This is a genomic window from Shewanella sp. SM55, assembly GCF_025654025.1.
GTDB classification, from domain to species: Bacteria; Pseudomonadota; Gammaproteobacteria; order Enterobacterales; family Shewanellaceae; genus Shewanella; species Shewanella oncorhynchi.
Window position 1 is genome coordinate 55,097 of the sequence record NZ_JAKKRS010000017.1, and the last position, 25,383, is coordinate 80,479.

General features: G+C 45.8%; 23 protein-coding genes. 11 read left to right on the forward strand and 12 right to left on the reverse strand.

The features are described from left to right. Positions 1 to 9 precede the first annotated feature (9 nt). The 5 genes from L5L91_RS18705 to rplU all read right to left on the reverse strand — a co-directional run bounded on the left by L5L91_RS18705 (position 10) and on the right by rplU (position 3,233). Positions 10 to 483, reverse strand: a complete 474-nt coding sequence (locus tag L5L91_RS18705) for a threonine/serine exporter family protein (RefSeq protein ID WP_028761533.1) — start codon at positions 481 to 483, stop codon at positions 10 to 12. Beyond that, positions 480 to 1,241, reverse strand: a complete 762-nt coding sequence (locus tag L5L91_RS18710; protein ID WP_113939893.1) for a threonine/serine exporter family protein — start codon at positions 1,239 to 1,241, stop codon at positions 480 to 482. The genes L5L91_RS18705 and L5L91_RS18710 overlap by 4 nt, the downstream gene beginning before the upstream one ends. A gap of 27 nt (positions 1,242 to 1,268) precedes the next feature. Next, positions 1,269 to 2,438 carry an Obg family GTPase CgtA gene (cgtA, locus tag L5L91_RS18715; protein WP_105250000.1) on the reverse strand — a complete coding sequence of 390 codons (1,170 nt, stop codon included), beginning with the start codon at positions 2,436 to 2,438 and terminating at the stop codon, positions 1,269 to 1,271. A gap of 214 nt (positions 2,439 to 2,652) precedes the next feature. Further along, complete coding sequence (gene rpmA, locus L5L91_RS18720) at positions 2,653 to 2,907, reverse strand: 50S ribosomal protein L27 (protein WP_006080527.1); 255 nt, start codon at positions 2,905 to 2,907, stop codon at positions 2,653 to 2,655. Between the two features lie 14 nt (positions 2,908 to 2,921). Then, complete coding sequence (rplU, locus tag L5L91_RS18725; RefSeq protein WP_006080526.1) at positions 2,922 to 3,233, reverse strand: 50S ribosomal protein L21; 312 nt, start codon at positions 3,231 to 3,233, stop codon at positions 2,922 to 2,924. Between the two features lie 272 nt (positions 3,234 to 3,505). Between rplU and ispB the strand changes: the two genes are divergently transcribed. After that, positions 3,506 to 4,477: an octaprenyl diphosphate synthase gene (gene ispB / locus L5L91_RS18730; RefSeq protein WP_049821790.1), complete on the forward strand. Its 972-nt coding sequence runs from the start codon at positions 3,506 to 3,508 to the stop codon at positions 4,475 to 4,477. Between the two features lie 82 nt (positions 4,478 to 4,559). Here ispB and ung read toward each other — a convergent pair whose 3' ends face one another. Further along, positions 4,560 to 5,225: a uracil-DNA glycosylase gene (ung, locus tag L5L91_RS18735; RefSeq protein ID WP_028761537.1), complete on the reverse strand. Its 666-nt coding sequence runs from the start codon at positions 5,223 to 5,225 to the stop codon at positions 4,560 to 4,562. A gap of 187 nt (positions 5,226 to 5,412) precedes the next feature. On the opposite strand from ung, the gene L5L91_RS18740 reads away from it, so the two are divergent. Together L5L91_RS18740 and L5L91_RS18745 are read left to right on the forward strand one after the other, a co-directional pair. Continuing rightward, the gene (locus L5L91_RS18740; protein WP_028761538.1) at positions 5,413 to 5,976 is read left to right on the forward strand and encodes a Tfp pilus assembly protein FimT/FimU; all 564 of its coding nucleotides are present in this window, start codon (positions 5,413 to 5,415) and stop codon (positions 5,974 to 5,976) included. A 74-nt stretch (positions 5,977 to 6,050) separates the two neighbouring features. Next, positions 6,051 to 6,371, forward strand: a complete 321-nt coding sequence (locus L5L91_RS18745) for a DUF3144 domain-containing protein (protein ID WP_263164208.1) — start codon at positions 6,051 to 6,053, stop codon at positions 6,369 to 6,371. A 92-nt stretch (positions 6,372 to 6,463) separates the two neighbouring features. Here the strand turns inward: L5L91_RS18745 and L5L91_RS18750 are convergent, their stop codons facing one another. Continuing rightward, positions 6,464 to 7,078, reverse strand: a complete 615-nt coding sequence (locus L5L91_RS18750) for a LysE family translocator (RefSeq protein ID WP_105250002.1) — start codon at positions 7,076 to 7,078, stop codon at positions 6,464 to 6,466. 277 nt (positions 7,079 to 7,355) lie between these two features. On the opposite strand from L5L91_RS18750, the gene L5L91_RS18755 reads away from it, so the two are divergent. Continuing rightward, entirely contained in the window at positions 7,356 to 7,907 is a 552-nt protein-coding gene (locus tag L5L91_RS18755; RefSeq protein WP_113939891.1) for a thioredoxin family protein, read from the forward strand. A 141-nt stretch (positions 7,908 to 8,048) separates the two neighbouring features. Here L5L91_RS18755 and L5L91_RS18760 read toward each other — a convergent pair whose 3' ends face one another. After that, positions 8,049 to 10,625: a TonB-dependent receptor plug domain-containing protein gene (locus L5L91_RS18760; protein ID WP_173248678.1), complete on the reverse strand. Its 2,577-nt coding sequence runs from the start codon at positions 10,623 to 10,625 to the stop codon at positions 8,049 to 8,051. Positions 10,626 to 10,994: 369 nt separating this feature from the next. Here L5L91_RS18760 and L5L91_RS18765 point away from each other — a divergent pair, with 369 nt between their 5' ends. From L5L91_RS18765 to L5L91_RS18775, 3 genes are all read left to right on the forward strand, one after another. Next, positions 10,995 to 12,455, forward strand: coding sequence for a sigma-54 interaction domain-containing protein (locus L5L91_RS18765; protein ID WP_105250005.1), 1,461 nt, complete (start codon positions 10,995 to 10,997; stop codon positions 12,453 to 12,455). A 172-nt stretch (positions 12,456 to 12,627) separates the two neighbouring features. Then, the gene (ccoG, locus tag L5L91_RS18770) at positions 12,628 to 14,100 is read left to right on the forward strand and encodes a cytochrome c oxidase accessory protein CcoG (protein ID WP_263237422.1); all 1,473 of its coding nucleotides are present in this window, start codon (positions 12,628 to 12,630) and stop codon (positions 14,098 to 14,100) included. Positions 14,101 to 14,621: 521 nt separating this feature from the next. Further along, on the forward strand, positions 14,622 to 16,223 hold the full coding sequence (locus L5L91_RS18775) for an AMP-binding protein (protein WP_263148345.1): 1,602 nt from the start codon (positions 14,622 to 14,624) through the stop codon (positions 16,221 to 16,223). A 124-nt stretch (positions 16,224 to 16,347) separates the two neighbouring features. Here L5L91_RS18775 and L5L91_RS18780 read toward each other — a convergent pair whose 3' ends face one another. From L5L91_RS18780 to L5L91_RS18795, 4 genes are all read right to left on the reverse strand, one after another. After that, positions 16,348 to 18,252, reverse strand: a complete 1,905-nt coding sequence (locus L5L91_RS18780; protein ID WP_263182771.1) for an ABC transporter transmembrane domain-containing protein — start codon at positions 18,250 to 18,252, stop codon at positions 16,348 to 16,350. 218 nt (positions 18,253 to 18,470) lie between these two features. Continuing rightward, complete coding sequence (gene hutZ, locus L5L91_RS18785) at positions 18,471 to 19,028, reverse strand: heme utilization protein HutZ (protein WP_263164215.1); 558 nt, start codon at positions 19,026 to 19,028, stop codon at positions 18,471 to 18,473. Between the two features lie 36 nt (positions 19,029 to 19,064). Further along, positions 19,065 to 19,646 carry a heme utilization cystosolic carrier protein HutX gene (gene hutX / locus L5L91_RS18790; protein WP_263164217.1) on the reverse strand — a complete coding sequence of 194 codons (582 nt, stop codon included), beginning with the start codon at positions 19,644 to 19,646 and terminating at the stop codon, positions 19,065 to 19,067. Between the two features lie 35 nt (positions 19,647 to 19,681). Further along, positions 19,682 to 21,772, reverse strand: a complete 2,091-nt coding sequence (locus L5L91_RS18795) for a TonB-dependent hemoglobin/transferrin/lactoferrin family receptor (protein WP_263237423.1) — start codon at positions 21,770 to 21,772, stop codon at positions 19,682 to 19,684. Positions 21,773 to 22,121: 349 nt separating this feature from the next. Between L5L91_RS18795 and L5L91_RS18800 the strand changes: the two genes are divergently transcribed. The 4 genes from L5L91_RS18800 (at position 22,122) to L5L91_RS18815 (ending at position 25,373) form a co-directional block, all read left to right on the forward strand. Further along, positions 22,122 to 22,979 carry an energy transducer TonB gene (locus tag L5L91_RS18800; protein WP_263164220.1) on the forward strand — a complete coding sequence of 286 codons (858 nt, stop codon included), beginning with the start codon at positions 22,122 to 22,124 and terminating at the stop codon, positions 22,977 to 22,979. Between the two features lie 136 nt (positions 22,980 to 23,115). Further along, positions 23,116 to 23,871 carry a MotA/TolQ/ExbB proton channel family protein gene (locus L5L91_RS18805; protein WP_113939886.1) on the forward strand — a complete coding sequence of 252 codons (756 nt, stop codon included), beginning with the start codon at positions 23,116 to 23,118 and terminating at the stop codon, positions 23,869 to 23,871. Next, positions 23,868 to 24,305: an ExbD/TolR family protein gene (locus L5L91_RS18810; RefSeq protein ID WP_263164221.1), complete on the forward strand. Its 438-nt coding sequence runs from the start codon at positions 23,868 to 23,870 to the stop codon at positions 24,303 to 24,305. The genes L5L91_RS18805 and L5L91_RS18810 overlap by 4 nt, the downstream gene beginning before the upstream one ends. Positions 24,306 to 24,401: 96 nt before the next feature. Beyond that, positions 24,402 to 25,373 carry a hemin ABC transporter substrate-binding protein gene (locus L5L91_RS18815; protein ID WP_263237424.1) on the forward strand — a complete coding sequence of 324 codons (972 nt, stop codon included), beginning with the start codon at positions 24,402 to 24,404 and terminating at the stop codon, positions 25,371 to 25,373. Positions 25,374 to 25,383 lie beyond the last annotated feature (10 nt).

Consider the following 25,383-nt stretch of genomic DNA (forward strand, 5'->3'; position numbering starts at 1 on the left):
GAAATAGAATTATTGAATGACGGGGCGAGTCCTGAAATACAGCAAACTCGGCATGGCCAAACCCACGGCTAACGCCCCTAGAATAAAGACGGTTTTGAGGCCATTACTAATCACTTGCCCCGTCAGTTCAGGACTGACTTGAGATTGAGCGGTCAATTGCACTAAGGCAATCACAGTATTAAATGCATAAGTGCCAGGGATCATAGGAATAATCGCGGCGACAGCATACATTAAAGGTGGCGCTAAGTGGCGCTTACCAAACCCTATGGTAATAATCCCTACTAATGCCGCGGCGGCGAAGGTTGCCCACTCGATTGGCAGACCAAACTGTAACATTAAAGTACGGGAACTATGGCCAATGGCTCCCGCTAAAGCGCAGTAAGGAAGAAATCGTTTAGGAACATTAAATACCATAGCAAATCCTACGGCGGGGATGGCAGAGAAAAAAGCATCGTGCAAAAGAGCTATCAATAATTCCATCATAGGAAAATTCCGCCGATCTGCATCGCAATTGTAATGCCAATCACAGAAGAAACGGTCAGCAAAGTAGCATGACCCCAGCGGGATATACCGACATTCATGTGCCCTTTTACCATGTCGGAAATCGCATTAATCATCGGAAAACCCGGCACTAACATCAGCACACTCGCGGCCATAGCAGCCTTAGGAGTTTCGCTTAACTCAAACAAATAACCCGTTTGAGCAAGCATACTGGTGACGAAAGCTGTGATGGCAAAATTGACTAATAAATTAAAATGCCGCTTAGCAATTGCTAAACGTACCGACATACCCACTGCCGCGGCAAAAAAAGTAATCACGCATGCAGTGAGATCGCCATTAAATAAATGACAGAAGCTAGCGCACGACAGGCCAATCATGAATACCACTAAGCTAGGAGGATAGGTTTTAGGTTCAATCCGCGCCAAACGTTTACGCACTTCATTTGGGCCATACAGCCCCTTTTCCGCGAGTAAACAGATACGTTGCAATTCACAGACGACTGTCATGTTAATGCCATGCTCACGAATACGACGAGTAGTTGTGATACAGCGACCATGAACCAAACTGGTTAACACGAGGGAATTAGAGGAAATAGAGAGTTCTACGCTAGCAAGACCTAAAGCCTGACCTAGACGCTGGCTGATTTCTTCAACTAAATCAGATTCCGCGCCGTAGGCCAGTAGCAATTGTGCAGCACGCACAACTTGCCGAGTAATATCATTTTGAGTATCAGCGTACACAGAACTCTCAAAACTCAAAGATTACTATTATCTTTGGTAAATAACTTCTACGTCGTAGTCGTCATCATCAAAGTCGTCGTCATCATCTTCATCAACATAATCTTCATTCAATGAATCAAGGTTTGCTTGATGATAATTATCCCACTTGAACTCAACTTCACTATCTGGGTCGACTTCATTGTCTTCAGGTGGAAGACTCGCAATATAATCGAGGAGTTTTAATGCCAACTCACTGGTACCGTCGCGGTTATAGGCGGAGATAGTATAAACATCGCCTTCCCAACCCATTTCTTTAACGATACGATCAACCTTCTCTTGCAGCTCTTCTTCAAGCAGCAGATCGGTTTTGTTAAAGACTAACCAACGCGGCTTACTCGCCAACTTTGGAGAATATTTCTCAAGCTCACCTACGATAGCGCGCGCAGACTCAACCGGATCGGTTCCGTCAATCGGCTCAATATCTATGATGTGCAGCAGAATACGACAACGCTCAAGATGCTTTAAGAAGCGAATACCTAAACCCGCACCATCGGCAGCGCCTTCGATGAGACCAGGAATGTCCGCAATCACAAAGCTTTGACCAGGACGTGGATTAACCACACCTAAGTTAGGCACCAGTGTTGTAAACGGATAATCAGCCACTTTCGGCGTTGCACGGGAAACCGCACGAATGAATGTCGACTTACCCGCGTTAGGCATGCCAAGCAAACCAACGTCAGCCAGCAGTAACAACTCTAATTTAAGGCTACGAACTTCACCAGGTGTCCCTAACGTCTTTTGACGTGGAGCACGGTTAGTACTGCTCTTAAAACGGGTGTTACCTAAACCATGGAAACCACCTTTGGCAACCAATAGCTTTTGACCGTGGGTTGTTAAATCCCCAAGGACTTCTTCAGTATCATGATCGACCGCGCGAGTACCAACAGGAACTTTTAAGATCAGATCTTTACCGCTATGACCAGTACAATCACGGCCACGACCATTTTCGCCACGTTCAGCCATGTGAAAACGTTCAAAACGGAACTCGATCAAAGTGTTGAAGTTTTCGTCAGCTTGCAGGAAAACACTGCCACCGTCGCCACCATCACCACCATCAGGACCACCATCAGGTACATACTTTTCGCGCCTAAAGCTAACACAACCGCTACCGCCGTCGCCTGCTTCGACCCTAATTACTGCCTCATCGACAAACTTCATACTTACTCCTGGCACCACTGAATGAAGCAATTATACCGTCTAACTTCATTGGTCGCCAAAAAACTCGAGATACTTTGCTCCCAATCTTACCTGTCAATGCTCATTCTTGGTAATCATTTACCAACTCAAGCATCTACACGGCGTAAATAGAAGCACAAAAAACAGAAAGCCCCACCAATGGCGGGGCTTTAACAGTATAAGCTAGGTTCGAAAGTTAAGCTTCGATGCTAATAAACTTACGGTTATTAGCGCCTTTAACTTCGAATTTAACTTTACCGTCAGTCAGAGCAAACAGAGTATGGTCACGACCAATACCTACGTTTACACCAGCGTGGAATTTAGTACCACGTTGACGAACAATAATGTTACCAGCTAGAACTGATTCACCGCCAAAGCGCTTAACACCTAGACGTTTACTTTCTGAATCGCGGCCGTTACGAGTAGAACCGCCAGCTTTTTTATGTGCCATGAGTTAGACTCCTATTATGCGTTGATAGCAGTAATTTTAACTTCAGTGAACCACTGACGGTGGCCCATTTTCTTGTCGTGGTGCTTACGACGACGGAACTTAACGATAGTAACTTTATCGCCACGACCGTGACTTACAACTTCAGCAACGACTTTACCGCCAGCTACTAAAGGAGCACCAACATGCACTGTTTCGCCATCAGCGATCAAAAGAACTTGATCGAACTCGATAGTTTCGCCAGTTGCAACTTCTAACTTTTCTAAACGTACTGTGTGGCCTTCAGCTACACGGTGTTGTTTACCACCACTTTGAAAAACAGCGTACATAGCTATTTTACTCCAATTCCTAACACGCGGGCTCATTCTTGGATGAGGCAGGGTGCTACAAAAACTTTATTGACAATGGGCGCGGAGTTTACGCGAAGAATCAAACTCTGGCAAGCCCTAATTAGGAAAGAATAAAAAAAGACCGGATTAACTCTCACATTAGTTGAGCTAGTGCTGTCATATGTCAGAATTTTAGGTAAAATTCATTTCATTATAACACGTGAGCCTAAACAGGGGCCGGGAACGTAATGACCCCACAACCAGAGTCTATTATGGATTTAAACGCTATTCGTCAACTGGCTGACACTGATATGCAAGCAGTCAATCAGCTGATATATAAACAGCTTGAATCAGATGTCGCCCTAATTAATCAATTAGGTTTTTACATTATTAATGGTGGTGGTAAACGTCTTCGTCCTCTGCTGTCGGTTTTAGCCGCACGAGCAGTGAGCTACGAAGGCGAAGCACATCTTAAGCTAGCGGCGATTATTGAGTTTATCCATACAGCCTCATTGCTCCATGATGATGTAGTTGATGAATCGACGTTACGCCGCGGACGAGAAACCGCCAATGCACTGTTTGGCAATAGTGCCAGTGTGCTAGTCGGGGATTTCCTTTATACCCGCTCATTCCAGATGATGACCGAACTTGACAACATGAAAGTGCTCAGAGTGTTAGCTGATACGACTAACGTGTTGGCCGAGGGCGAAGTCTTACAGCTAATGAATTGCAATGACCCTGACACCACTGAAGAAAGCTATATGCGGGTCATTTATTGCAAAACAGCCAAGTTATTTGAAGCCGCGACGCTACTCGCGGGCGTGCTAGCAGGTGCAACGCCTGAGCAAGAAACCGCCTTAGGCAACTATGGTAAGTATCTCGGCACCGCCTTTCAGCTTACCGACGACTTACTCGACTATACCGCCGACAGTGACGAGCTAGGTAAGAATATCGGTGATGACCTTGCCGAAGGTAAACCGACTCTGCCACTCATCTATGCCATTGCCCATGGCACAGACGAAGAGAAACAGCTCATACGTCAAGCAATTGAACAAGGTGATGGTACTCAGGCCATAGATAAAATCGTAGCAGCACTGCACCATTGCGGCGCGTTAAACTACACCCAACAAAAAGCAATTGAAGAATCAGAGAAAGCGATCGCGGCATTATCTGCTTTACCCGATAGCGACTATAAGCAAGCCTTAGTAACGCTAGCTAAGATTTCGGTCGACAGAAACCACTGATTGCTAACTAATGTAATTTCGCCCCAAAAATAAGGTCTTACTCAGTAAGACCTTTTTTATTGCTTTAACCGCAATCCTAAAATCAAACCTGCCAAAGGATCGGCGTTTCGCCTCGCTCAAGCAATAATTGATTCACTTGAGAGAAATGCCCACAACCAAAAAAACCGCGATAAGCCGATAAAGGTGAAGGATGTGGTCCTGTGAGCACTTGATGTTGCGGTGCGTTAACGACTTGGCCCTTTTTAATGGCATGACTACCCCAAAGCACGAAAATAATCGGCTGAGTCTGCCGATTTAATAATTCCAGCACCGCAGTCGTAAAGACTTCCCACCCGGCTTTGGCATGGGAATGCGCCTTGCCTTGCTCAACGGTCAGCACCGTATTGAGCATCAATATCCCCTGCTCCGCCCATGCGGATAAATCGCCATGGGATGGCACAACAAAACCGTCAATATCCGTCGCTAATTCTTTGTACATATTGGCTAAAGATGGCGGTGGTTTTATCCCGCATTTAACCGAAAAACATAAACCATGGGCTTGATCTGGGCCGTGATAGGGATCTTGGCCAATCAAAACCACTCTGACTTGTTCAAGGGGCGTCATACTAAAAGCATTGAAAACATCAACTTCGGGTGGATAAACCACTTTCCCAGCCCTGCGTTCATTGTCAACAAATGCGCTTAGTTGCTGAAAATAAGGCAAAGCTCTTTGCTCATCGATAAATGTTTGCCATGTCGCCTGAGTCACTATTTTACTTCCTCAATTCTATAATCGGGTTAGCTTAAAAGTCCTGTAGTAGTATGGCAAGTTTGCAGACCTTACCTGCCGCTAAGTAATACCACTAAACTTGCTAGGTCTCACGTTAAGACTTTCAATTTAAAACATTCGAAATTAAGTGATATAGTGCGCCCATTCTCGCACACTCTGATACGTAATGATGATCCAACATTCTGATAAATCAATTCAAAGACATCAAACGGGTTTCACCTTAATTGAACTTGTGGTGGTCATCATAGTGCTCGGTATTTTAGCCGTAGTGGCCCTGCCAAAATTTATCAATGTGCAACAAGATGCTCAAATTGCAACAGTTAAAGCGGCAGGCGGAGGCTTTAAATCAGCCATCAATCTGGCACGTTCCGTATGGGCTGTAAAAGTGGGCTCAGGTCCAAAAGAGGATTTACCCGTATTTGGTACGGCACAATCCGAACAAATAGATTTCAACGCCTTCGGTTGGCCAGCACAACACTATATCCATGGCAATGAGGCCTCTCCGGCACTCGATAATGTTGAAGACTGTATATCGGTATGGGAAGTATTATTTCAAAATGCCCAGCCAAGTGTCTCGCGCTTGAATATTGATGCGACTGAAACCGACTATAAAGCCAGTTATACCGATCCTGGCCAGTGCACTTATTTGTATCGAACAAACGATAAACTGTCGATTAATTATGACTCCCATACAGGAGTCGTCATTACCGACACAGATCCCAATAGTTAATGCCTGACGATTCCTTCTTACACCAATTAAGTTAGAATCGAACTTTAATCTGTTACTTTTTTAGAGTGAACGCCATGACCGACACGAGCACCACCACCATTTACGAACTTGCCGATCAGTTTATTGCCTTAGCCAATCAGCTAAGCCAACAAGAAGCAGATGTAGGTAAAGTTGGCACAGCACTCCGTTTTGCCGCAGCACGTTTTAATGCCTTCGAAGCCGCGATTAAATCAGCGGATCTCGGTGCTGAAAAAGAGAGCGCATTAGAATGGTTTAGCAGTGAATTCAAAGAAATGCTGAGTGACAACTTAGACGACCACATTGCCAATCCACCCATTATCCAAGAAAGTGTGGCAGAAGAAGCTGATAATTCTGTGCAAATGTTTAAAGGCTAATCACGCCTTGATTTAAATGCATAGCCATAAACAAACACGCCATCGATTGATGGCGTGTTTGTTATTTAAAACCAATGATTTTAGATAGATCACTAAAGCGTGTACACCACACGGATCGCCAGCAATATCAATACTACGCCGGACAACTTATCAATTAACCCCGCTTTTTCTCTCAACTTAGGCAACACACTCGAGTGGGATAGCAATAAGGCTATCAAGGTGTACCAAAGACCATCGACCACTAACGGTGTAAAAACAATTAATGCTTTAGCCGTCATGCTGTCGGCGACCATCACAAATTGGCTGAATAACGCAAGAAAAAATAGCATTATCTTAGGGTTGAATAAAGAAATAGCAATACCATCACGGGCTGCGGTTAAGGTATCTGTCGCCTCCCCTGCAGCCAATTTAGCTTGCATACCGCCATTGGAACGCAGCGCTTGAACTCCCATCCAAGCAAGGTATAAGGCACCGAGAATCGCAATGCCATTAAAGACTAAGGGCGCCTTTTTAAGGACTACGGCTAAGCCCAGTAACGTCACCAGCGCATAGATCCCAATCCCTATCGAGTGTGCCCAAGCACAAACGATACCCTTTCCCCGCCCACCACCTAAAGTATGACGTACTACCATAGTCAAACTTGGGCCCGGCGACATAGCCCCCAAACAACAAATAGCCAATAAACCTAACCAAGTACTCCAACTCATTGATGACACCTTTCGCCGAATAAAAAAGCCCACTGCTGGGCCTTAAACTTGCTTGCTATTCTAACATCGCGTCATCAAGGCGTTAACGCTAATAAATCCATTTTCAATAAATGAACAGTCATTTAAGAGAACCCCAAACGCGATAATCCCATAAATTCACACTGATTTAAGCCGTTAACCGCTAAGATTAGCGTTAACCTAAGTCTTTATAGCCAAACCTTAATACCTAAGCCTTCATCGCTATTATCACAAAGGCGATTCTCAATCAGGAAATTTTATGAACACTATAACGCTGATCAGTATTTTTATTCTTTGCCTATTAATAGGTGCGATCTTATTACTGCTTTGGCAAAGACAAAAAGGTAAAACCATACCGCTGACGGTGATTTTTGTGCTGGGATTTTTCGCCTTAGGACTCAGTGCTATTATTGGATTTGTGCACAAAAGCGAGGATTACCAAGCCTATCAAAAACTACAATGGCACACCTTAGCCCCAGAGAAAATCGCGCCTCTGGTTGCCCAAGGCTATACCGTCTTTGTCGATATTACCTCTGATTGGTGCACCATCTGCCAAACGAATAAAGCGGAAGTCACCCACAGGGAGCAAATTGTAAATGCCTTGATGGCCGACAATATCATCCTGATGCAAGGTAACTGGAGTGAGGCGAATAAAACGATTGAAACCTATATGCGCCATGAAGGAGTGCCCGGCACGCCCTACAATAAAATTTATGGTCCAAGCGCCCCTAATGGGATTCTCTTGCCGTCAAAACTCAGTATGAGTGATGTGTTAAATGGTTTAGTTGCCGCGCAAACGAATCGTAACTAAGCCCTAAACCATATTTAGGACGAGTCAAATACGAATAAAAAAGGCTGCATTGCAGCCTTTTTGCTTACTTCACTTCTATTTATAAAAGCCAAATTTCTTGAAAGGTGGGTTAGAAATCGCTTCTATAAATTGGCTTACTCATTAAAAACGGTAATTCACTCGACCATAGTAGAAACCGCCGTTGTAATCGAATGGCCCACTTTCATAATAAACGCCACCGAGTTCACCCAAGGTCCCTTCTTTCAGCTTTTGCGCTTCTTGATCAAATAGATTATTAGCCCCCACCGCCAGGGTTAAGCCATCAAGTAATTGATAGCTCATTTCAAGATCGACGGTCACTGCAGCATCAGCCATTTCAGAGCCCCAGTCAGAGGTATCATCAGCGTGAGTCGCATAGTACTCACCAAAATAGTTACCACGTAGTGACAGGGTTACCTTGTCCCATGACTGTGCCCAAGTTAAGGTGGCACGGTGCGCTGGGATACCATCTTCTAATCGACGAACTTTACCCGCATCGGTCGTTTTAAGATCAAACTTATCAACGCTGGTATCGGTCCAACCATAGGCAAGACTGAATTTAGCATTACCCGACAGGATTTCTGCATCATAGGAGGCGACGATGTCGATACCTTGAGTCGTAGTATCAAAGTCATTGGTGTAATAGCTCACACCTTGGATTAACTCAGGGAACTCAACCCCAGCGGCACGTAAGGCATCATAATCTTTAGCCTCAACATCAATCTTACTCGACTGTGCAATACGGCCCTCTACGCCAATGTTGTAGTAATCGACCGTTAAGAAGAAGCTTTCGTACTCATATACAGCCCCAATCGCATAACTAATCGACTCTTCTGGCTTTAACACTTCACCACCATAAAATGCCGCAAGCGGATCGGTTGGGGGGGCAATAAAGGTCTGGATCAATTCACCATCGATGATCGATGTCTGCGTGTTGACGACGTTTTCTTGGCCAACCGTTGGAGCACGAAAGCCGGTGCTGTGTGAGGCGCGGAACGACAATTCATCCGTTGCAGAATACTGCAACGTCAATTTGTAATTTAACGTATCACCAAAGGTTGAAAAGTCTTCGTAGCGCAGTGCTAAACCGAGTAACCAGTCATCACTTAAATAAGCTTCTAAATCAGTATAAATACCTATGTTATGACGTGAGTTTTTACCCGCAGATTCTGGGCCAAAGCCTTTAAAACCGTGCGCACCAATGTTGAAACCTTGGCTAGCATAAGGGCCTGCAATCCACGAGGCTTCATCACCTTGAGAAATCTCAAACGACTCATTTCGCCATTCAAAACCAGAAGCAAAACTAATGTCTTCAATGCCTCCTAAGGTTATGAAGCGCGAGAAATCGAGGTTAACGGTAGTTTCAACTTGCTCATAAGCCCCCGTATCAAAATCGGTCGGAGTGTCTAATCCTAGTGATGGATTCAACGAATTTTTAAGACCAAAACTGGCTTTGTTCGCCCCAGTACCAGCACTGAAATCATAATTCCATTCACCGATATCGCCTTTTACACCTGCGAAGAAGGACATATCTTCAATGGTGCCGGTGAACTGTGGCGTATAGCCACCTGGAAATATCTGGTTCATAGCAAAGCAATTTGGGTCGGCAACCATCGCCTTGTATGCATCAGTGTCGAGTACGTTGCCGTCACTTCCATCAGCATTTTTAGGGATCGGTACGAGTCCACATGTTGATGGATCACCATTTACAGCGCCCACAAGTAAATTCTGACCACCATCATTGGAATACACATTGCTACGATTTTGCGGGTAACGATAATAGAAGCCTCCCACGGCATCGCGGGAAGACAGATTACCAAAGGCATAGGCATGCATATTGGCATTAATGTCTAAGCCTGAGTTGATGAACACTGAATAGTCATCATTAATCTCAGGATTACCCCACACTTGTGCGGGGTCATTAATCGCGGTATTACCCTGCTCGGCTAAGTTAGCCGCATCAGGACGCTGCACACTACGGCTAGTGGAGTCAGCATTTTTATACTGGAAGCTTAAATTGACGAAGCCATTTTCAGTCACAGGTAAACCGACATCACCTTCGACCGTAGTTGTAGCACCATCACCCTCGTAATATTCTCCTTGGGTCACAGTGATGGAACCACCCTCGGAATTATCTTTTAAAACAAAGTTCATGACTCCGGCAATCGCATCCGACCCATACTGCGCCGCAGCGCCGTCGCGCAATACTTCAACTTGCTTTAATGCAGAACCAGGAATAACTGAGATATCAGGACCTTGAGCGCCATCGTTAATACCACCACCTTGGAACGCAATCACAGATGCACGGTGACGACGCTTACCGTTGACTAGCACTAGCGTACTGTCTGATGGCAAACCCCGTAAATTAACGGGACGAACTAAGGTTGCTGCATCACTAATGGGTTGAGCGCGTGAGTTAAACGATGGCACCGAAGTCACTAACATATCAATCATGTCAGTCGAACCATTTTTTTTAAGGTCGTCACTACTAATAATATCAATAGGAACGGGGGAATCGCCGATTGAGCGTGGCGCAGCACGGGACCCTACAACTGCAATTTTTTCAACGTTCTCATTTTTAACAGCCGTCTCATCTTCTTCTGCTATTGCCTGCGGACTGATTAAACTACCAGACAAGGCTAGAGTAATCGCCAAACTCACTGCACTTAATCCAAACTTCTGCTTCTTTGAGGTCATCATATTCATCCCAACTGCTTATTATTTTTAGAATACCTGACCTGCTTTGTGCGATTCTCGTCCCTAAACCTTGCTACCACGGCCAACACAAAATCACATTACACGAACATTTTTATAACACAAATTAAACAATATCCAATGTTAAATCAGACTTTTGAATGAATATTAGTCATTTATCTTTTATATCAATTTCTTAGATGAAAATATTTTTTAGAGTATGGCACCAAGTAAAATGTACTCGAACGGCAAAAAGTGTGAGCAGAAAAATCACCAAAGAAAAAATGCTTAAAGGGCATAATCAAAAACACGATATATCGCGTCACAGTACTTAAGGTATACTCAGAAAATACCGCCAAAACCAGAGTAAGACAGATGACCAATAAGATTTCAGTCAATAATGAAAAATCGATAGATAAGCATTTCTTACCGGAAAACCAGTTATTGCTCAACGCTGTCGGCGAAGGTATTTATGGATTTGATTTAAGCGGTAATGCGGTGTTTATCAATCCGGCAGCCGAACGCATGACGGGTTGGAAGAATGAAGAGCTACTCGGTAAAAACATCCATAACTGCCATCATCACAGCCATGCAGATGGCAGTCATTATCCCCAAGAGGATTGTCCAATTTACAACACCTTAAAGGATGGGATCACCCGAGAAATCACCCACGATGTATTTTGGCGTAAAGATGGCAGTAGCTTCCCCGTTCATTACAGTTCCACCCCTGTTTACCGTGACAATCAACTGATTGGCGTAGTCGCGATATTTCGTGACATTAGTATTCAAAAACAAACAGAGCAGTCATTACGCCAAGCCCTAGCCCAAGTACAAGCACTCTCGGAGCGACTCGCCTCTGAAAATCATTATCTACAGGCAGAGTTGGCAGACAAAACGGGTGATGTGGATATTTCGGGTGCCAGTACAGTGATCCGCCATATGATCCAGCAATTGCACATGGTGGCCAATACCGACAGTACTGTGCTCATTTGTGGTGAAAATGGCACAGGAAAAGAACTCGTTGCCCGTAACTTACATCAGCTCAGTCGCCGCAAAGATAAACCTATGATCAGTGTCAACTGTGCCGCGTTTTCGGCATCTTTACTAGAAAGTGAACTCTTTGGTCACGAGAAGGGGGCATTTACTGGCGCCACAAGCCGCCGTAAAGGTCGCTTCGAACTTGCTCATCAAGGCACACTGTTCCTCGACGAAGTCGCTGAACTCAGTTTAGAAGCCCAATCAAAGCTACTGCGAGTCATCCAAGAACAATCCTTCGAACGTCTCGGTGGCAGCGAAACCATTCAAGTGGATATTCGCTTAGTCGCCGCCAGTCACCACGATTTACTCAAGCGAGTCGAACAGGGATTATTTAGGATGGATCTCTATTACCGTTTGAATGTATTCCCTATTCAAGTACCACCACTGCGCGCAAGAATCGAAGATATTCCCGAACTCGTCAGCCATATTCTGCACAACTTGAATCGTAAGCTAGGTAAAAAAATTCGTGGAGTGAGCCAAAAAGGGCTACAAAAACTCATGGCTTATACTTGGCCGGGCAATGTGCGCGAACTGCAAAATATCCTCGAACGCGAAGCCATTCTATCCCAAGGAGATATTCTGCAGATCCACGCTATGCCGAGCAATAATCCCTTAGCTCAAACCCAAGGGCAAACCTTAGCAGAAGCGGAAGCGCTGCATATAGAACAAACCCTTAAGCGCTTAAACTGGCGCATATCCGGCCCACTCGGCGCAGCGAATGTCCTCGGTGTGCCCGCAAGTACACTGAGATCGCGAATGAAAAAACTGGGGATCCAGCGTCAATCGAGTGAAATCTAATTCAAAACGAGCACACTAAAAACGCGATATATCGCCAATGTGTGATATATCGTGTTCTCCATCTAGTTCCAATCAAAAAATAATTATAAATATCATGATGTTGAGCCAATTAAAACTTGGCCTAGCGCTTGCTATAGGGAGGCGAATCTTATTTAAGCCGTTAGGACCCTTTATGCCCAAGAGCGAAGTTACCCCAAATTCTCCAAGTGTAAATAAGAGTGTGGGCGCGAAACCTGCCTCAGTAGAGCTACACATTCCGGTTAAAAACCTCTCTACTGAAACCGCAGCAAAAAGCCGTCTCCCCTCTGGCAATATCCATTTTCGTGAGCAAAAAGGTGATTTTCAGCGCCTGCGAACTATGATGAATAGCCTATTGATCGTGATGTTTTTCGCCCTGCCGTTTATCTCTATTGATGGCCGCCAAGCAATACTGTTAGATATCAGCCAACAACAGTTTTTTTTCTTTGGTATCACGCTCTGGCCACAGGACTTTACCTTGCTGGCATGGATTTTTATCGCCGCCGCCTTCGGTCTGTTTTTCATTACCGTATTTTGGGGGCGTGTTTGGTGCGGTTACCTTTGCCCACAAACAGCTTGGACCTTTATCTATGTGTGGATAGAAACGCGCATCGAAGGCAGCAGTAATAAACGTAAGCAGCTCGATAAAGCCCCTTGGACTAGCAGTAAAATCGGTAAAAGAAGTGCAAAACACCTACTTTGGGGTCTAACAGCTCTGCTCACTGGCTGTGGTTTTATCGGTTATTTTATTCCCGCCCGCGAACTTTATGTGGACATCTTGACGAGTAATGCCAGCTTCTGGGTGACAAGCTGGGTGTGGTTTTTCGCCATTTGTACTTATCTCAATGCGGGCTGGATGCGCGAGCAAATGTGCTTACATTGCTGCCCCTATTCACGTTTCCAAGCTGTGATGTTCGATGCCAACACTAAAACCGTGACCTATGATGCACAGCGCGGTGAAGCCCGTGGCCCTCGCAAACGTAAACAAGAGAACAATCAAGATGACCATACTTTAGGTGACTGTGTTGACTGTAATTTGTGTGTCGAAGTTTGCCCAACAGGGATAGATATTCGTAACGGCTTGCAATATGAGTGCATCAACTGCGGCGCCTGTGTCGATGCCTGTAATGAGACTATGTTGAAGTTCGATTACAAGCAGAATCTTATCGGCTATATGAGTGAAAATGATCTTAAGGGAGTAAATTACTCCTATTGGCGCTCGCCGCGTTTCTTAGGCTACGGTGCAGCGGTCATTATCATGTTTATCGTCATAGGGTTAGACTTAAATAGCCGCAGCGAGATCCAGCTTAACGTGATCCGTGATCGCCAAAGCTTGTACCGTGAAACCTTGGATAATAAAGTTGAAAATACCTATCAGCTGAAGATCCGCAACAAGACACAAGATACTAAGCAATATCAACTCGCCGTCGACAGTGAAATGCCCTTTAGCTTGATTGCCGATCCTATTATTACCTTGGCAGCGGGTGAACAAGTCGACTATCCCGTCACTGTATTAGCCGATAAGGATGCTATCCCCTCGGGGCGCAAAATTATCCAATTCTCGGTGACGGATGTTAAACAACCAACACAACAAGTGAGCCAAGAAACCGGATTCTTCAGTCCTTAGCACTGGGCTTTTAGCGCTTAATATGAGTTACCGTAACATTGGTCATCATCAGATTAACTACCCAATCGGCGCTTGAGGAATCAACTCAAGCGCCGGTTAAAGGCAGGAATTCATCCCCAAAGACAACCATATCTTTAACGTCTCATACATCAGAATAAAACCTTAAACACCTACAAATCTGAAAATTTCCCCGTTAAACGGCGCATAGACAAAGCAAATTGAGCACATTCAATCTCAATCCTTAGAAACATAACGGTTACAAATTTTAAATTGTCTTTCCTTCAACTCTTATTTAGGTTTTGTGTTTCATTAGATAACTAAGCTTCTAAGATAACTAAGCTATAGTTAAGCACTCAGCTTTAGAGTAAAAATACTATTTGTTACATAAAGATACCGTTATTGGCATAAAGATGTTTTTCGCGATAAGCATTGACCTCTGGTGCTAACACCCTCTAATCTAAACACCTGTTTAACTCCAAAATAATAACAACTAATAAACATCATCTTTGAGGTAGTTCAGCATGGCATACGATCAAGACTCTCAACTCAAACTAAACTACTCATCACTGGTCGATCTGATCGAGAAAACCAGCTTGCGTTACGGTGATAAACCCGCCTATGCCTGTCTCGGTAAAACCAGCAGTTTTAACGAGATAGAACGCGATTCTCGTTACTTTGCCGCCTATTTACAAAATAAGACCACACTCAAACCTGGCGATCGCATCGCCATTCAATTGCCTAATATCACCCAATTTGTCATCGCGGCCTACGGCGCAATCAGGGCTGGGCTTATTTTAGTTAACACTAATCCCCTATATACCGAGCGTGAGCTCATCCATCAGTTCAATGATTCTGGTGCCAAAGCGATCGTGGTTTTATCCGATCTATTACCGACCTTAGCCAAAGTCATCGACAGCACCAAAATAGAATATGTCATTTCAACCCACCCATTAGATTTGATCGATCCGCACGTACAGCCTAAGACAGGCCTGAAGAATGTGGAGTTTTGCCAAATTTTAAAACAAGGCGCAGAACTCCCCTTTAGCCGATTTATCTCAAATCTCGACGACCTCTCGGCGTTGCAATATACGGGCGGCACCACTGGATTATCTAAAGGTGCCATGTTGACCCACGGCAATATGCTCGCTAATGCGGCGCAGGTAAAATCCCGCATCGCGAGCGTGATCACCGAAGGGGAAGATATCTTCGTTGCACCGCTACCGATTTACCATATTTATGCGTTTATGGTGAACTTAGTGCTGTATTTCGAGTGTGGCGGCTGCTCGGTATTAATTCCAAATCCACGGGATATTAGCGGCTTAATTAAGACACTCGCCAAATATCCCTTCACTGGATTTGCAGGACTCAATACTCTGTTTGTCGCCCTATGCCATCAACCTGAGTTTAAAGCACTCGACTTTAGCCATTTAAAAATCACTATCTCGGGCGGCACAGCACTGACGGCCGCGGCGGCCAACATTTGGCAACAGACGACAGGCAACATGATCAGTGAAGGTTATGGGCTATCTGAAACTTCGCCGGTGATTTCACTCAATGCACCCGGTTATCAAAAACTAGGCACAATTGGTAAACCTGTGATTGGCACTGAGGTTAAACTCTTAGATGAAAACGACATTGAAGTGCCCTTAGGTACGGCCGGAGAATTAGCCGCACGCGGCCCACAAGTCATGCGGGGATATTGGAATAATCCGCAGGAAACCGCCAATGCTATGACTCAAGATGGCTTCTTCAAAACTGGGGATATTGCCATAGCAACAGCGGAAGGTTTCCACCAAATAGTTGATCGTAAAAAAGATATGATCATAGTCTCAGGTTTTAATGTCTATCCCAACGAAGTGGAAAACGTCCTAGCGAGCCACCCTAATGTGATCGAATGCGCCGTGGTGGGAGTAAAAGATGAGCACTCGGGCGAAGCGGTTAAAGCCTTTATCGTGCTTAAGGATGATAGCCAAGATCATCAACAGGCTAAAGAGGCCATTCTAACCTATTGCCGCGAGCAGTTAACCGCCTATAAATTGCCAAAAGTGATTGAATTTATGGCGCAATTACCTAAAAGTACCGTAGGCAAAATTCTGCGCCGCGAGCTAAAAGATAAAGCTTAGAGACCGCACTTAAAGTGCCGTACTTAAAGACAAAGCTGAGTAACAGAGCTTAGCAACAAAAGCACAATAAAAGACCCAGTGACCGAGCTTAAGTGTTTAAGCTAGCAACTGGGTTTTATTTTACCTAAATGGTCTCATTCAAGGCGCTGGCATTGGCCTCTTCGGTTAACAATTGCAGACTGGCAAATTCACGATATAACGCATTGGATTGCATCAACTCTTGGTGGCGACCGCAGGCAACAATCTCACCCTTATCAAACACAAAAATCCTATCGGCATTGATTACTGTCGATAGACGGTGAGCAATAATCAAAGTCGTTTTACCCGCCATCAATACATCCAGCGCTTGCTTCACTTTCTGCTCGCTCACCGCATCTAAGGCACTGGTCGCTTCATCGAGTAGCAATATCGGTCTGTCGGCTAAAATCGCCCGCGCAATGGCAATACGTTGTTTTTGTCCACCAGAAAGCCGCACGCCACGCTCGCCTAAATAGGTTTGATAACCTTCAGTAAACTCGCTAATAAACTCGTGGGCACGTGCTGCAATACAGGCATCTATCACTTCTTGTTCGGTGGCATCGACTCGACCATAACGCACGTTTTCAAGTACGCTAGTCGCAAAAATCACCGAGTCCTGCGGCACTAGAGCAAACTGCGACCGCAACTCCTGTGGCAGAAGATTGGCAATATCAATACCTTCCAGTCGAATACTGCCAGCGCTAGGCACATAAAAGCGTTGCAACAACTGGAACAAGGTACTTTTACCTGCGCCACTTGGCCCCACTAAGGCGACCCGCTCACCCGCAGCAATGCTCATATTGAGCTGTTTTAGCACTAAGGCATCATGCTCTGGATAGGCAAAATTGAGCCCTTCAATCATTAACTCGCCACTGACCTTGGCGGGCAAACTCACAGGATGAGTTGCAACGGGAATATCCACTTGTGTTTCAGCCAGTTCGATTAAACGTTCGGCGGCGCCAGAAGCCCGCTGAATTTCGCCTATCACTTCGCTAATGGTCGCTACTGCGCCCGCGACCATAACAGCATAAAACATAAAGGCAGATAACTCACCGCCGGTCATCTTAGCCGCCATCACATCGTGGGCACCGACCCAAGTCACCATAGCGATGGCGGCGATACTTAAAAACATCACAGTCGAGATCAGCAAGGCACGATAACGGATACGGCCACTTGCCGCAGACATCACATCTTCGACGCGGCGATTGAACAAGCTACGGTCTTGATCTTCATGCCCATAGGCTTGTACCGTATGAATTTCATGAAGTGTTTCATCAACATAAGCGCCGAGATCCGCAACCCTATCTTGGCTTTCCCGTGCTAACACACGTACTTTGCGACCAAAAAAGATCACCGGCCCTAACACTAAGGGCACCGCCAACAACACCAGCAATGTCATCTTAACGCTAGTGATACCCATCATGACTAAACCACCAAGCACAGTTACGCTAGAGCGCAGCGCCATGGAAAGACTCGAACCCACCACAGTTTGTAGCAAAGTAGAATCGGCGGTAAAACGGGAGATCACTTCACCGGTGCGCACCTTAGCGTAAAAGGCGGGAGAAAGTTTAAGCAGTTGATTGTAAACAGTGAGACGAATATCGGCGCTGACCCGCTCACCAAGCCAAGTCATCAAATAGAAGCGGCAAAACACCGCTGTGCCACTGACGGCGGTAATTCCGAGCACTAACAGTATGATTTCATTCAGCCGCTGCGCATTGTCCCTTACAAAGCCTTCATCGACCATCAAGCGCACACCTTGGCCCAATGATAACCAAGCGAGCGACCCTATAATCAAGCAGATAATCGCCGCGACAACTTTCAGTTTGTAGGGTTTAAGAAAACCCATAATCCAAGGCAATACCGATCTTTGCTGCGCCGAGGTCCATTTAGCCTTTGATGCATCAGCGCTTGTTGTAGGCATGACTGGAATTAACTTTTCGGGCAATGGCTCAGCCCCCGCTTTAATGGGTTCAGATGATTTGGCTAGTTCGGCTGTCGGCTCGGTCACGGGTGGCATCCTTGAGGTAGGTAAGGCAATTCAAATATAACATCAGCATGAATGGGATCATCTGCAGCCGTTAACCGCGCAGCATTACTTAAAGCATATAAGTGAGATGCTACCTCTTGCAGTGGAATTCAAGGGCTGTGTGGTTTTACTCAAAAGAAAAGCATAAAACAAACCCGCAGCGAGTGCGGGTTTGTTTTATTACAATAGCTTGACGCGGCTTAAGCGACTTGCTTGTTTTCCGGCGTTTTTGGCGTGCCGTGGTGGCCATCGCGCTTCCAATCCACATCTAACAACTCTGCGCCGCTCAGGCTAAATGCTTGGCCAAAACCTTTGACGTAAAGACCCTGATGGGGCGCGAGCTTATATAAGTTAAAATCGGTTAACGCCGCAAGGTTATCGGACATTTCGCCAAAACGTGCCGATAACACACCAACACCTTTGCTGAAGGCGGGCGTATCGCGGGGCACTGCCTCGGCAATCGCATCGAAGGTTAAACGCTTGCGGGCAAAAACCGATTTGGCCGCAGTTTCGTCTTCAACTAACATCACAGAGATCTTAGATGAGTGCTTTAAATTATGACCGTGACGGGCTAAGTCACTCACCAAAATATAAAAACCATCATCAGCCAGAGCAAAGGGCGCATAGCTCGCATTCGGCTGGCCATCTGTGCCAATGGTGGCCAGTTGCAAGGTCTCGCGCTGCTGTTTAAAGGCTTCGATTTCGGGTAAGAGTTTGTCTCTTAAACGTTGTTCTTGTTCGGTAATTTCAGGTTTCATTTACTGTTTTCCTTAATACTTTTGTTAATGCTCAATTCAGAGGTGTGATTGCACCGAGGCAAAGGCAGTCGCGAGCGCTTTAAATTGGCGAACTTGCTCAGGAAACAGTGCTCTTTGTTTATCACGGCCTAAATACACTTTGAACACTACCTCACCTTCACTGCCGAAAAAGTTAATCGAATGGCTCTCGCTGCCTCTAAAAGGTCTGCTGATCAAGGCGATACCACTCATGTCATCTAATTTGAGATGACCATGCAAACCGTCCCCCTTGCTGTAGAGGTTGTAATAACCGTGGGCGTATTTTCCCTCGGGGAAATCCCCTTTAAATTCAAATACGCTGCCAGATAACATCACAATAGTGGTTAACTTTCCCCATTTGGGTAAGGCTTGCAGTAAGGTATCGAGCTGAGTTAACGGAACAAACACCACTTGTTCGGGCGGCAGCGCTGCAACCACTTCAAGCTCGGCAATGCCTAATTCACTGGCGAGCTGTGCTGGCATTAAATCAGCTTGTTGTTCAAATCGTTGTCGCAATTGCGCCTGTAGCTCACTTAGCTGACGTTGCTCAGAGCTTAAATCTGGCGCGACATCGAGCTCGGTATCGAGTGTCATCTTCATTTTACTGTCTCCAGCGGTAGTGACTATTGAGTGGCTTAGAACATATATCGCGCCGATAACTTCATATTACGACCCGGTTGATACAAGGTTTGCCACGCTTGTTGATACTTCTCATCACCGATATTTTCGATTGCGAAATCCACTCTCACACCCGCCATCGCGCCCATAGTCGGCTCCCACGCAACATACACATCCCATAGGGTGTAATCGTCGTATTTCGCCACTTTAAAGCCGTCAGGCGTATTCGACTGAGTCGCCACATAAGTGACGCGAGTGCCGAGTTTCATGTCACCTTCCATAATGCCTTGGGATAAATCGACATTGAACTTATTGGCGGGTATACCTTCTATATCATCGCCCGTTTGACGATCTTCGCCATGGGTTTGGCCGTAATTCATCGCTAAGCGAGTTTGGCCAATACGGTAACGACCGCTAATTTCAAAACCTGTTAAACGTGCATCTTCAACGTTATTCCATGAGGTCGTTTGCTCGAATCCAGGAATGCCACGCCAAGGATTAGATACTTGCTGCACGATAAAATCGTCCACATCGTTACGGAAAACGTTAAACGTTAGCGCCAGTTCATCATCACCCGCTAACTCACTGAAACGTAAGTCCGCTTTAATTTCTTTATTGCGCGCAGTCTCTGCTTTTAGATCCGAATTCACCGCGAAGGTGTTACATAAACCTTGGGGTAAAAATCCGGGGATTGGCGGGATGCAATAGTGGGTGCCGCTGGAGAACATTTCCTCTACCGTAGGTGCGCGGAAGGCTTGATCGTAACGGGCACTTAAGGTCAACCAAGGCTGAGTCTGCCACACCAAGCCAAGCGATGGTGATAACTCATTGTCATCTGAGGATAAGTTGAGATTATGGCTGTCATTTTTAAAGCTGTCATAACGCAGACCCGCATCAAGATTTAACGTCTTAGTCAGCTCGATATCCGCACGCGTAAAAGCGCCCCATACTGTGGTTTCGCCATCGATATTCTCTGGACGCTGGCCCACTTGGCCCGAATCATCACGCGTCGTTTCTATGGTATCGCGAAAACCATCGACCCCGTAGGTCAACAGAGTATTGCCTAAACGCGAACTGTTATTAAGGTTAATCCCCACAGTGCGGAACTCAGTACTGTCTTGCTGACCTTTCGTAATACGGTCTTCATCGTAGTCGGTACTGTTCCAATACACTTGCATCTTAGTATCCAGATACGGGTTATTAGCAGGATTGAGACTGTAGTTTAGGGTGAGGTTTTGATCGTCAGTCTTGCGGCGCACCAAAGGCACTGAACTACTCACAGCAGCAGAAGTATTGCTCGGTACTAATTCATTGTTTTTGCTGGCTCTTGCAGATAACTCTAACCGTGATGCCTCGTCGGCTTGCCAACCGAATTTAGCTAAACCACTGCTGCCTTGGGATGCACTGTTGTTTAGAGTTTCATCATTACCGGTTTTTATATTGTTTGAATCGTAATAGGAACCATTGAGTAACCAATCGATGCTGTCTTGTTGACCATAGATAGCACCACTGGTTTTAGTGCGGGAGCCATTGGTCTCATAACCTTGTTTGAAATAGCCACCAAAGGTCTCATCTTGCGCTAAAAAATCTTGTGCCGACTTAGTATTCTGCGCTACGACGCCACCGAGGGCACCACTGCCCCACAAGCTACTGGCAGGGCCGCGCAGCACTTCGATGGATTTGAGCAACTCTGGGTCCATAAAGTAGGTACCTCTGTGACCAGAGCTGGTATTTTGTCTTGCACCGTCAATTGTTTGCAACACACGATCGCCACTTAAACCACGGATTTCAACCCCTTGAGATGAAGCTCTTGGGCCATTAGTCAACGTAATATTCGCCTCATTTTTAAGGGCATTAGCAACTGATGATGCTTGGGCGACCGTAAGTTGCTCTTCATCCACCACTGCCACGCTACGGCTGGTTTCGGAGGCTTTTTCACTGATGCGTGTTGCACTCACCAATACTTCATCAAATTCAGTCGTGACCAGTTTTTTATTCGCATCCTGTTGAACAACGGGCTTAACACTTTCCTCTGCCGCTAACGTAAAACTTAGGGCCGTACCACTCAGTGCTATCGCCATGGCGATCACTAACGGCTTTTTTTTCATCTCTTCATCCTCAAGTGATATTCAGGTGTTTCCGTGCAATTTAATACTGAGCCTAGACTCTCTTTCCTGACGCCAATCCTTTCGAGATTGAGTCTGTTACAGATGTTCCATTCCAGATTTGGCTCTTTCGAGATTGAGCCCCTTCCAGATCGAGCCCAAGGCAATCAGTACCCATAAAGTAGGATAAATTGTCGGTTTAGCTGCTTTTTTAAGCGCTCATTCGAGCTATTGCAGGCACTCTACCTGAGATAATAAAATGGATCAAATGCAAATCATTATCATTTGCGATCTTGTTTATATTGAGATATCTTAATTAGGAAAATGGCTTTCATTGGAAAAAGAGGTTGCTGTGACACCAAAACGATATCTTGCCTTTGGCGCGTTAACGGTTGCCATCCAGACGGGTGTTATCGCCTCACAACCCGCTATGACTATGCAGCCAAGCGCCCAATCATCGAGCGTAAATCAAGCATCGCTCACTCCCAGCGCGAATACTGTCACCCTTAATTTTTCTACCGCGACTAGCGCTACAAGCAACACGATTGCAGAGCCCATCAAGCAAATAGACGCCAAAGTAGCCACTGTGAACAGTACAGTGCAAAAAAACAGTGCAGCGCAAAAAGTATCAACTGTAGGATCTGTCGATAAGGCGGTTATCCCGAAAACTAAAGCTGATCAACGAATTGACCGCCAACTCGCCAAAAAATCTTCAGCAACAAAACCCACGGCTAACAATCATCCGGATACTGATCCTTTAACGACGAACGCTTTAGAACCAAGTGCTTTAGCACATAAGCGACTTGAACAAGTTGAACAACAAACAGAACCAAAAACAGCACAAATGGATTTAATCGCTAACGCAGCCAAAGTTGATGCAAAAGCGACCCCAAATGTAGCCAGTGCAACAACTGACAGTGCCCAAACTAACATAGTGGAATTAGCCAAACCGCTGTTCGCTGCAGCACCACCGCAACCGACTTATCCAAAGATAGCGCGTAAAAAAGGGCTAGAAGGCACCGCAACCATAGAAGTGATGTTTAACGAACTTGGTGAGCAACTGGCACTGACGTTAGTAAAAAGCTCAGGGTTCAGTCTGTTAGATCAAGCCGCGTTAGATGCAGTTGAAAACTGGCAATTTGCGGCGCCAGCGCAAAGGCTAGCGAGTCATTATAAGGTCAGAGTGCCTATTCGCTTCGCGCTCAACTAACAGGCCCAATGTTGCCACTGAAAAGTTAGCTCGTGGGAAGTTAGCTCGTGGAGTATTAGCCACCGCACAACTAGCCTGATTTTTGTTTTACTAACTTACATATAAAACTACTTTTTCAATCGATTGGAGAGGCTTAATGCCCGTAACTGATTTTTCAACCCTACAGACTCAGCTTGGCGTGCTCACTTGGCCCTTGTTGTTATGTGCTTTTTTAGCTTTGATGATCTGCCTTGAACGTAGCGCCTTGTTTTTGCATCAAACTCTGCTGTCAATCTGGCCCCAAAAACAGGCCTGGGTAAAAGCATTGCGTCAATCAAGCTCAGCGGCGACCACTGAAAACGTCAGCGCCCTGCTAGCGCAAACCAGCGCACAGCAAGATTTACTCGCCCGTGGCGCGACCTTGTTACTCAAACAAGTCCACCAGCCAAAAGTGCTAAGGGAAGAATTACTCAGTCTGTGGCTCAATAAGCAACAACGCGACTTGCAAGCCGGACTCAAGGTTTTACAAGTGATTGGCATCATTAGTCCACTGCTCGGTCTGCTCGGCACAGTATTAGGACTCATCGAAATGTTTGCCCAACTCGGGCAATCACAAGGCCCCGTCACGCCAGCACAACTCAGTGCTGGACTGGGCCTTGCGATGAACACCACAGCTGCCGGACTCATGATCGCCGTGCCCGCCATTACCGCCGCCCATCTTTTTGGGATCTGGGCTCAAGGTCAATGCCTGCGCGCTGGGCATGTGCTCAATCAACTCAATCTCTGGTTAGCGGGTATCGAAGATATTTCAATTGATGCCAATCATTACCAAGCATTCACCCGAGTCAGTAAAACCAGCGTCGAGCAAAAATTAGCATCCAAGCCCCATTCTCAAATTGAGCCACAGACATGATAAGTGCAGAGAAACCATTCTTATCGCAGGCTGGCATTGCTTCGCCTGAGCAACTTCCGAGCCTAGATTTAACAGCGTTAATCGACATTATTTTTATCGTGCTGGTGTTTTTACTGCTGACGGCAAATAGCCAATTATTGAGTTTGCCGGTAGATGTGCCACAAAGCCCAAGCTCGGCAATCACGGCAATCGACAACAAACAAACAATTGCCATCAATATCATGGCAACAGCGCCTTATTGGGCTATTGATGGCAAAGAGTTTGATGACTTAGCCACTTTTACCACTGCATTTACTGCACATTTTCAGACTATGCCGAAGGCGACGGTTGTCATTGCCGCCGACAAAGCCGCGCCAGTGGAACCTTTGATGCAACTGCTGGCACTGTTACAGACGCAGTCCATCAGTCAGACCCAAATTTTGATGGAGCATTAGCGTATCCGAACCCGCCATTTAAACGAGAAAGCAAAAGTCTGACATCAAAAACGGCATCTAAGCCTGTCGCGAACAAGTTGTATTAGGAGTTTAACCATGTTGTTTCAAGCAACTAAAATACCAGTAAAAAAAGGTTCCAGTGCTCAGCGTTATCAACATAAGCGCACATATAAGACATTAAAAAATTTGATGTTTTTCACATCAGCACTTACGGCCTTACTATCCTCAAGCGTTTTTAGCGCTGAACTGAGTGCCGAGCCAGAGATAAGACTCGTGAGTGCGGGTACAGGAGTCACAGAGCTCGTGCTCGCCCTCGATGCAGGCAATGAGCTAGTCGCCATCGACTCCACCAGCTATGTGCCTGAAAGTTTGAGCCATGTGGCTAAGCTTGGTTATCACAGAATGCTCTCCGCCGAAGGCATTATTGCCCTCTCCCCAACGCTGGTTGTCGGTTCAGATGTGATGGGACCAGAAACCACACTTAAGGTATTAAAACAGGCGAATATCCAAGTCGTGCAATTACCCGCAACAAATGATGAACCACAACTGATGAACAATGTGGATACCTTAGGTCACTTACTCAATCGCCAAGAACATGCGGTTAAATTAAAACAAGATTTACATCAACAACTGCAAAGCTTAGCGGGTAAAAAACAACAAGTGCGCGATGCGGGCTCTCAGCCAAAAATTCTCTTCATGCTGTTACAAGAAGGCCGCGGTGCACGGGTTGGCGGTAAAGGCACAGCCGCAGATACTATTATCGAGCTGTCTGGGGCACAAAATATCGCCGAGTTTGATGGCTACAAAAGCATGTCTCAAGAAGGGATTCTGTCCTTGCAGCCCGACATTATTTTGCTGTCAAAGCGTAGCGATAAACCCACAGATCAAACTAATGCACAAATTGCTCAAGAACTGTTGAAAGAGATGCCACTACTCGCCCATACCCCAGCAGGTGAAAACGGCCATATTCAAACACTGGCACCGCAAGCCCTTCTCGGTGGTTTAGGCATCAGTGCCATAAGCGCCGCGGATACGCTCGCCAGCACATTGCTCAAGCAAAACCATTAACAGACGCAGC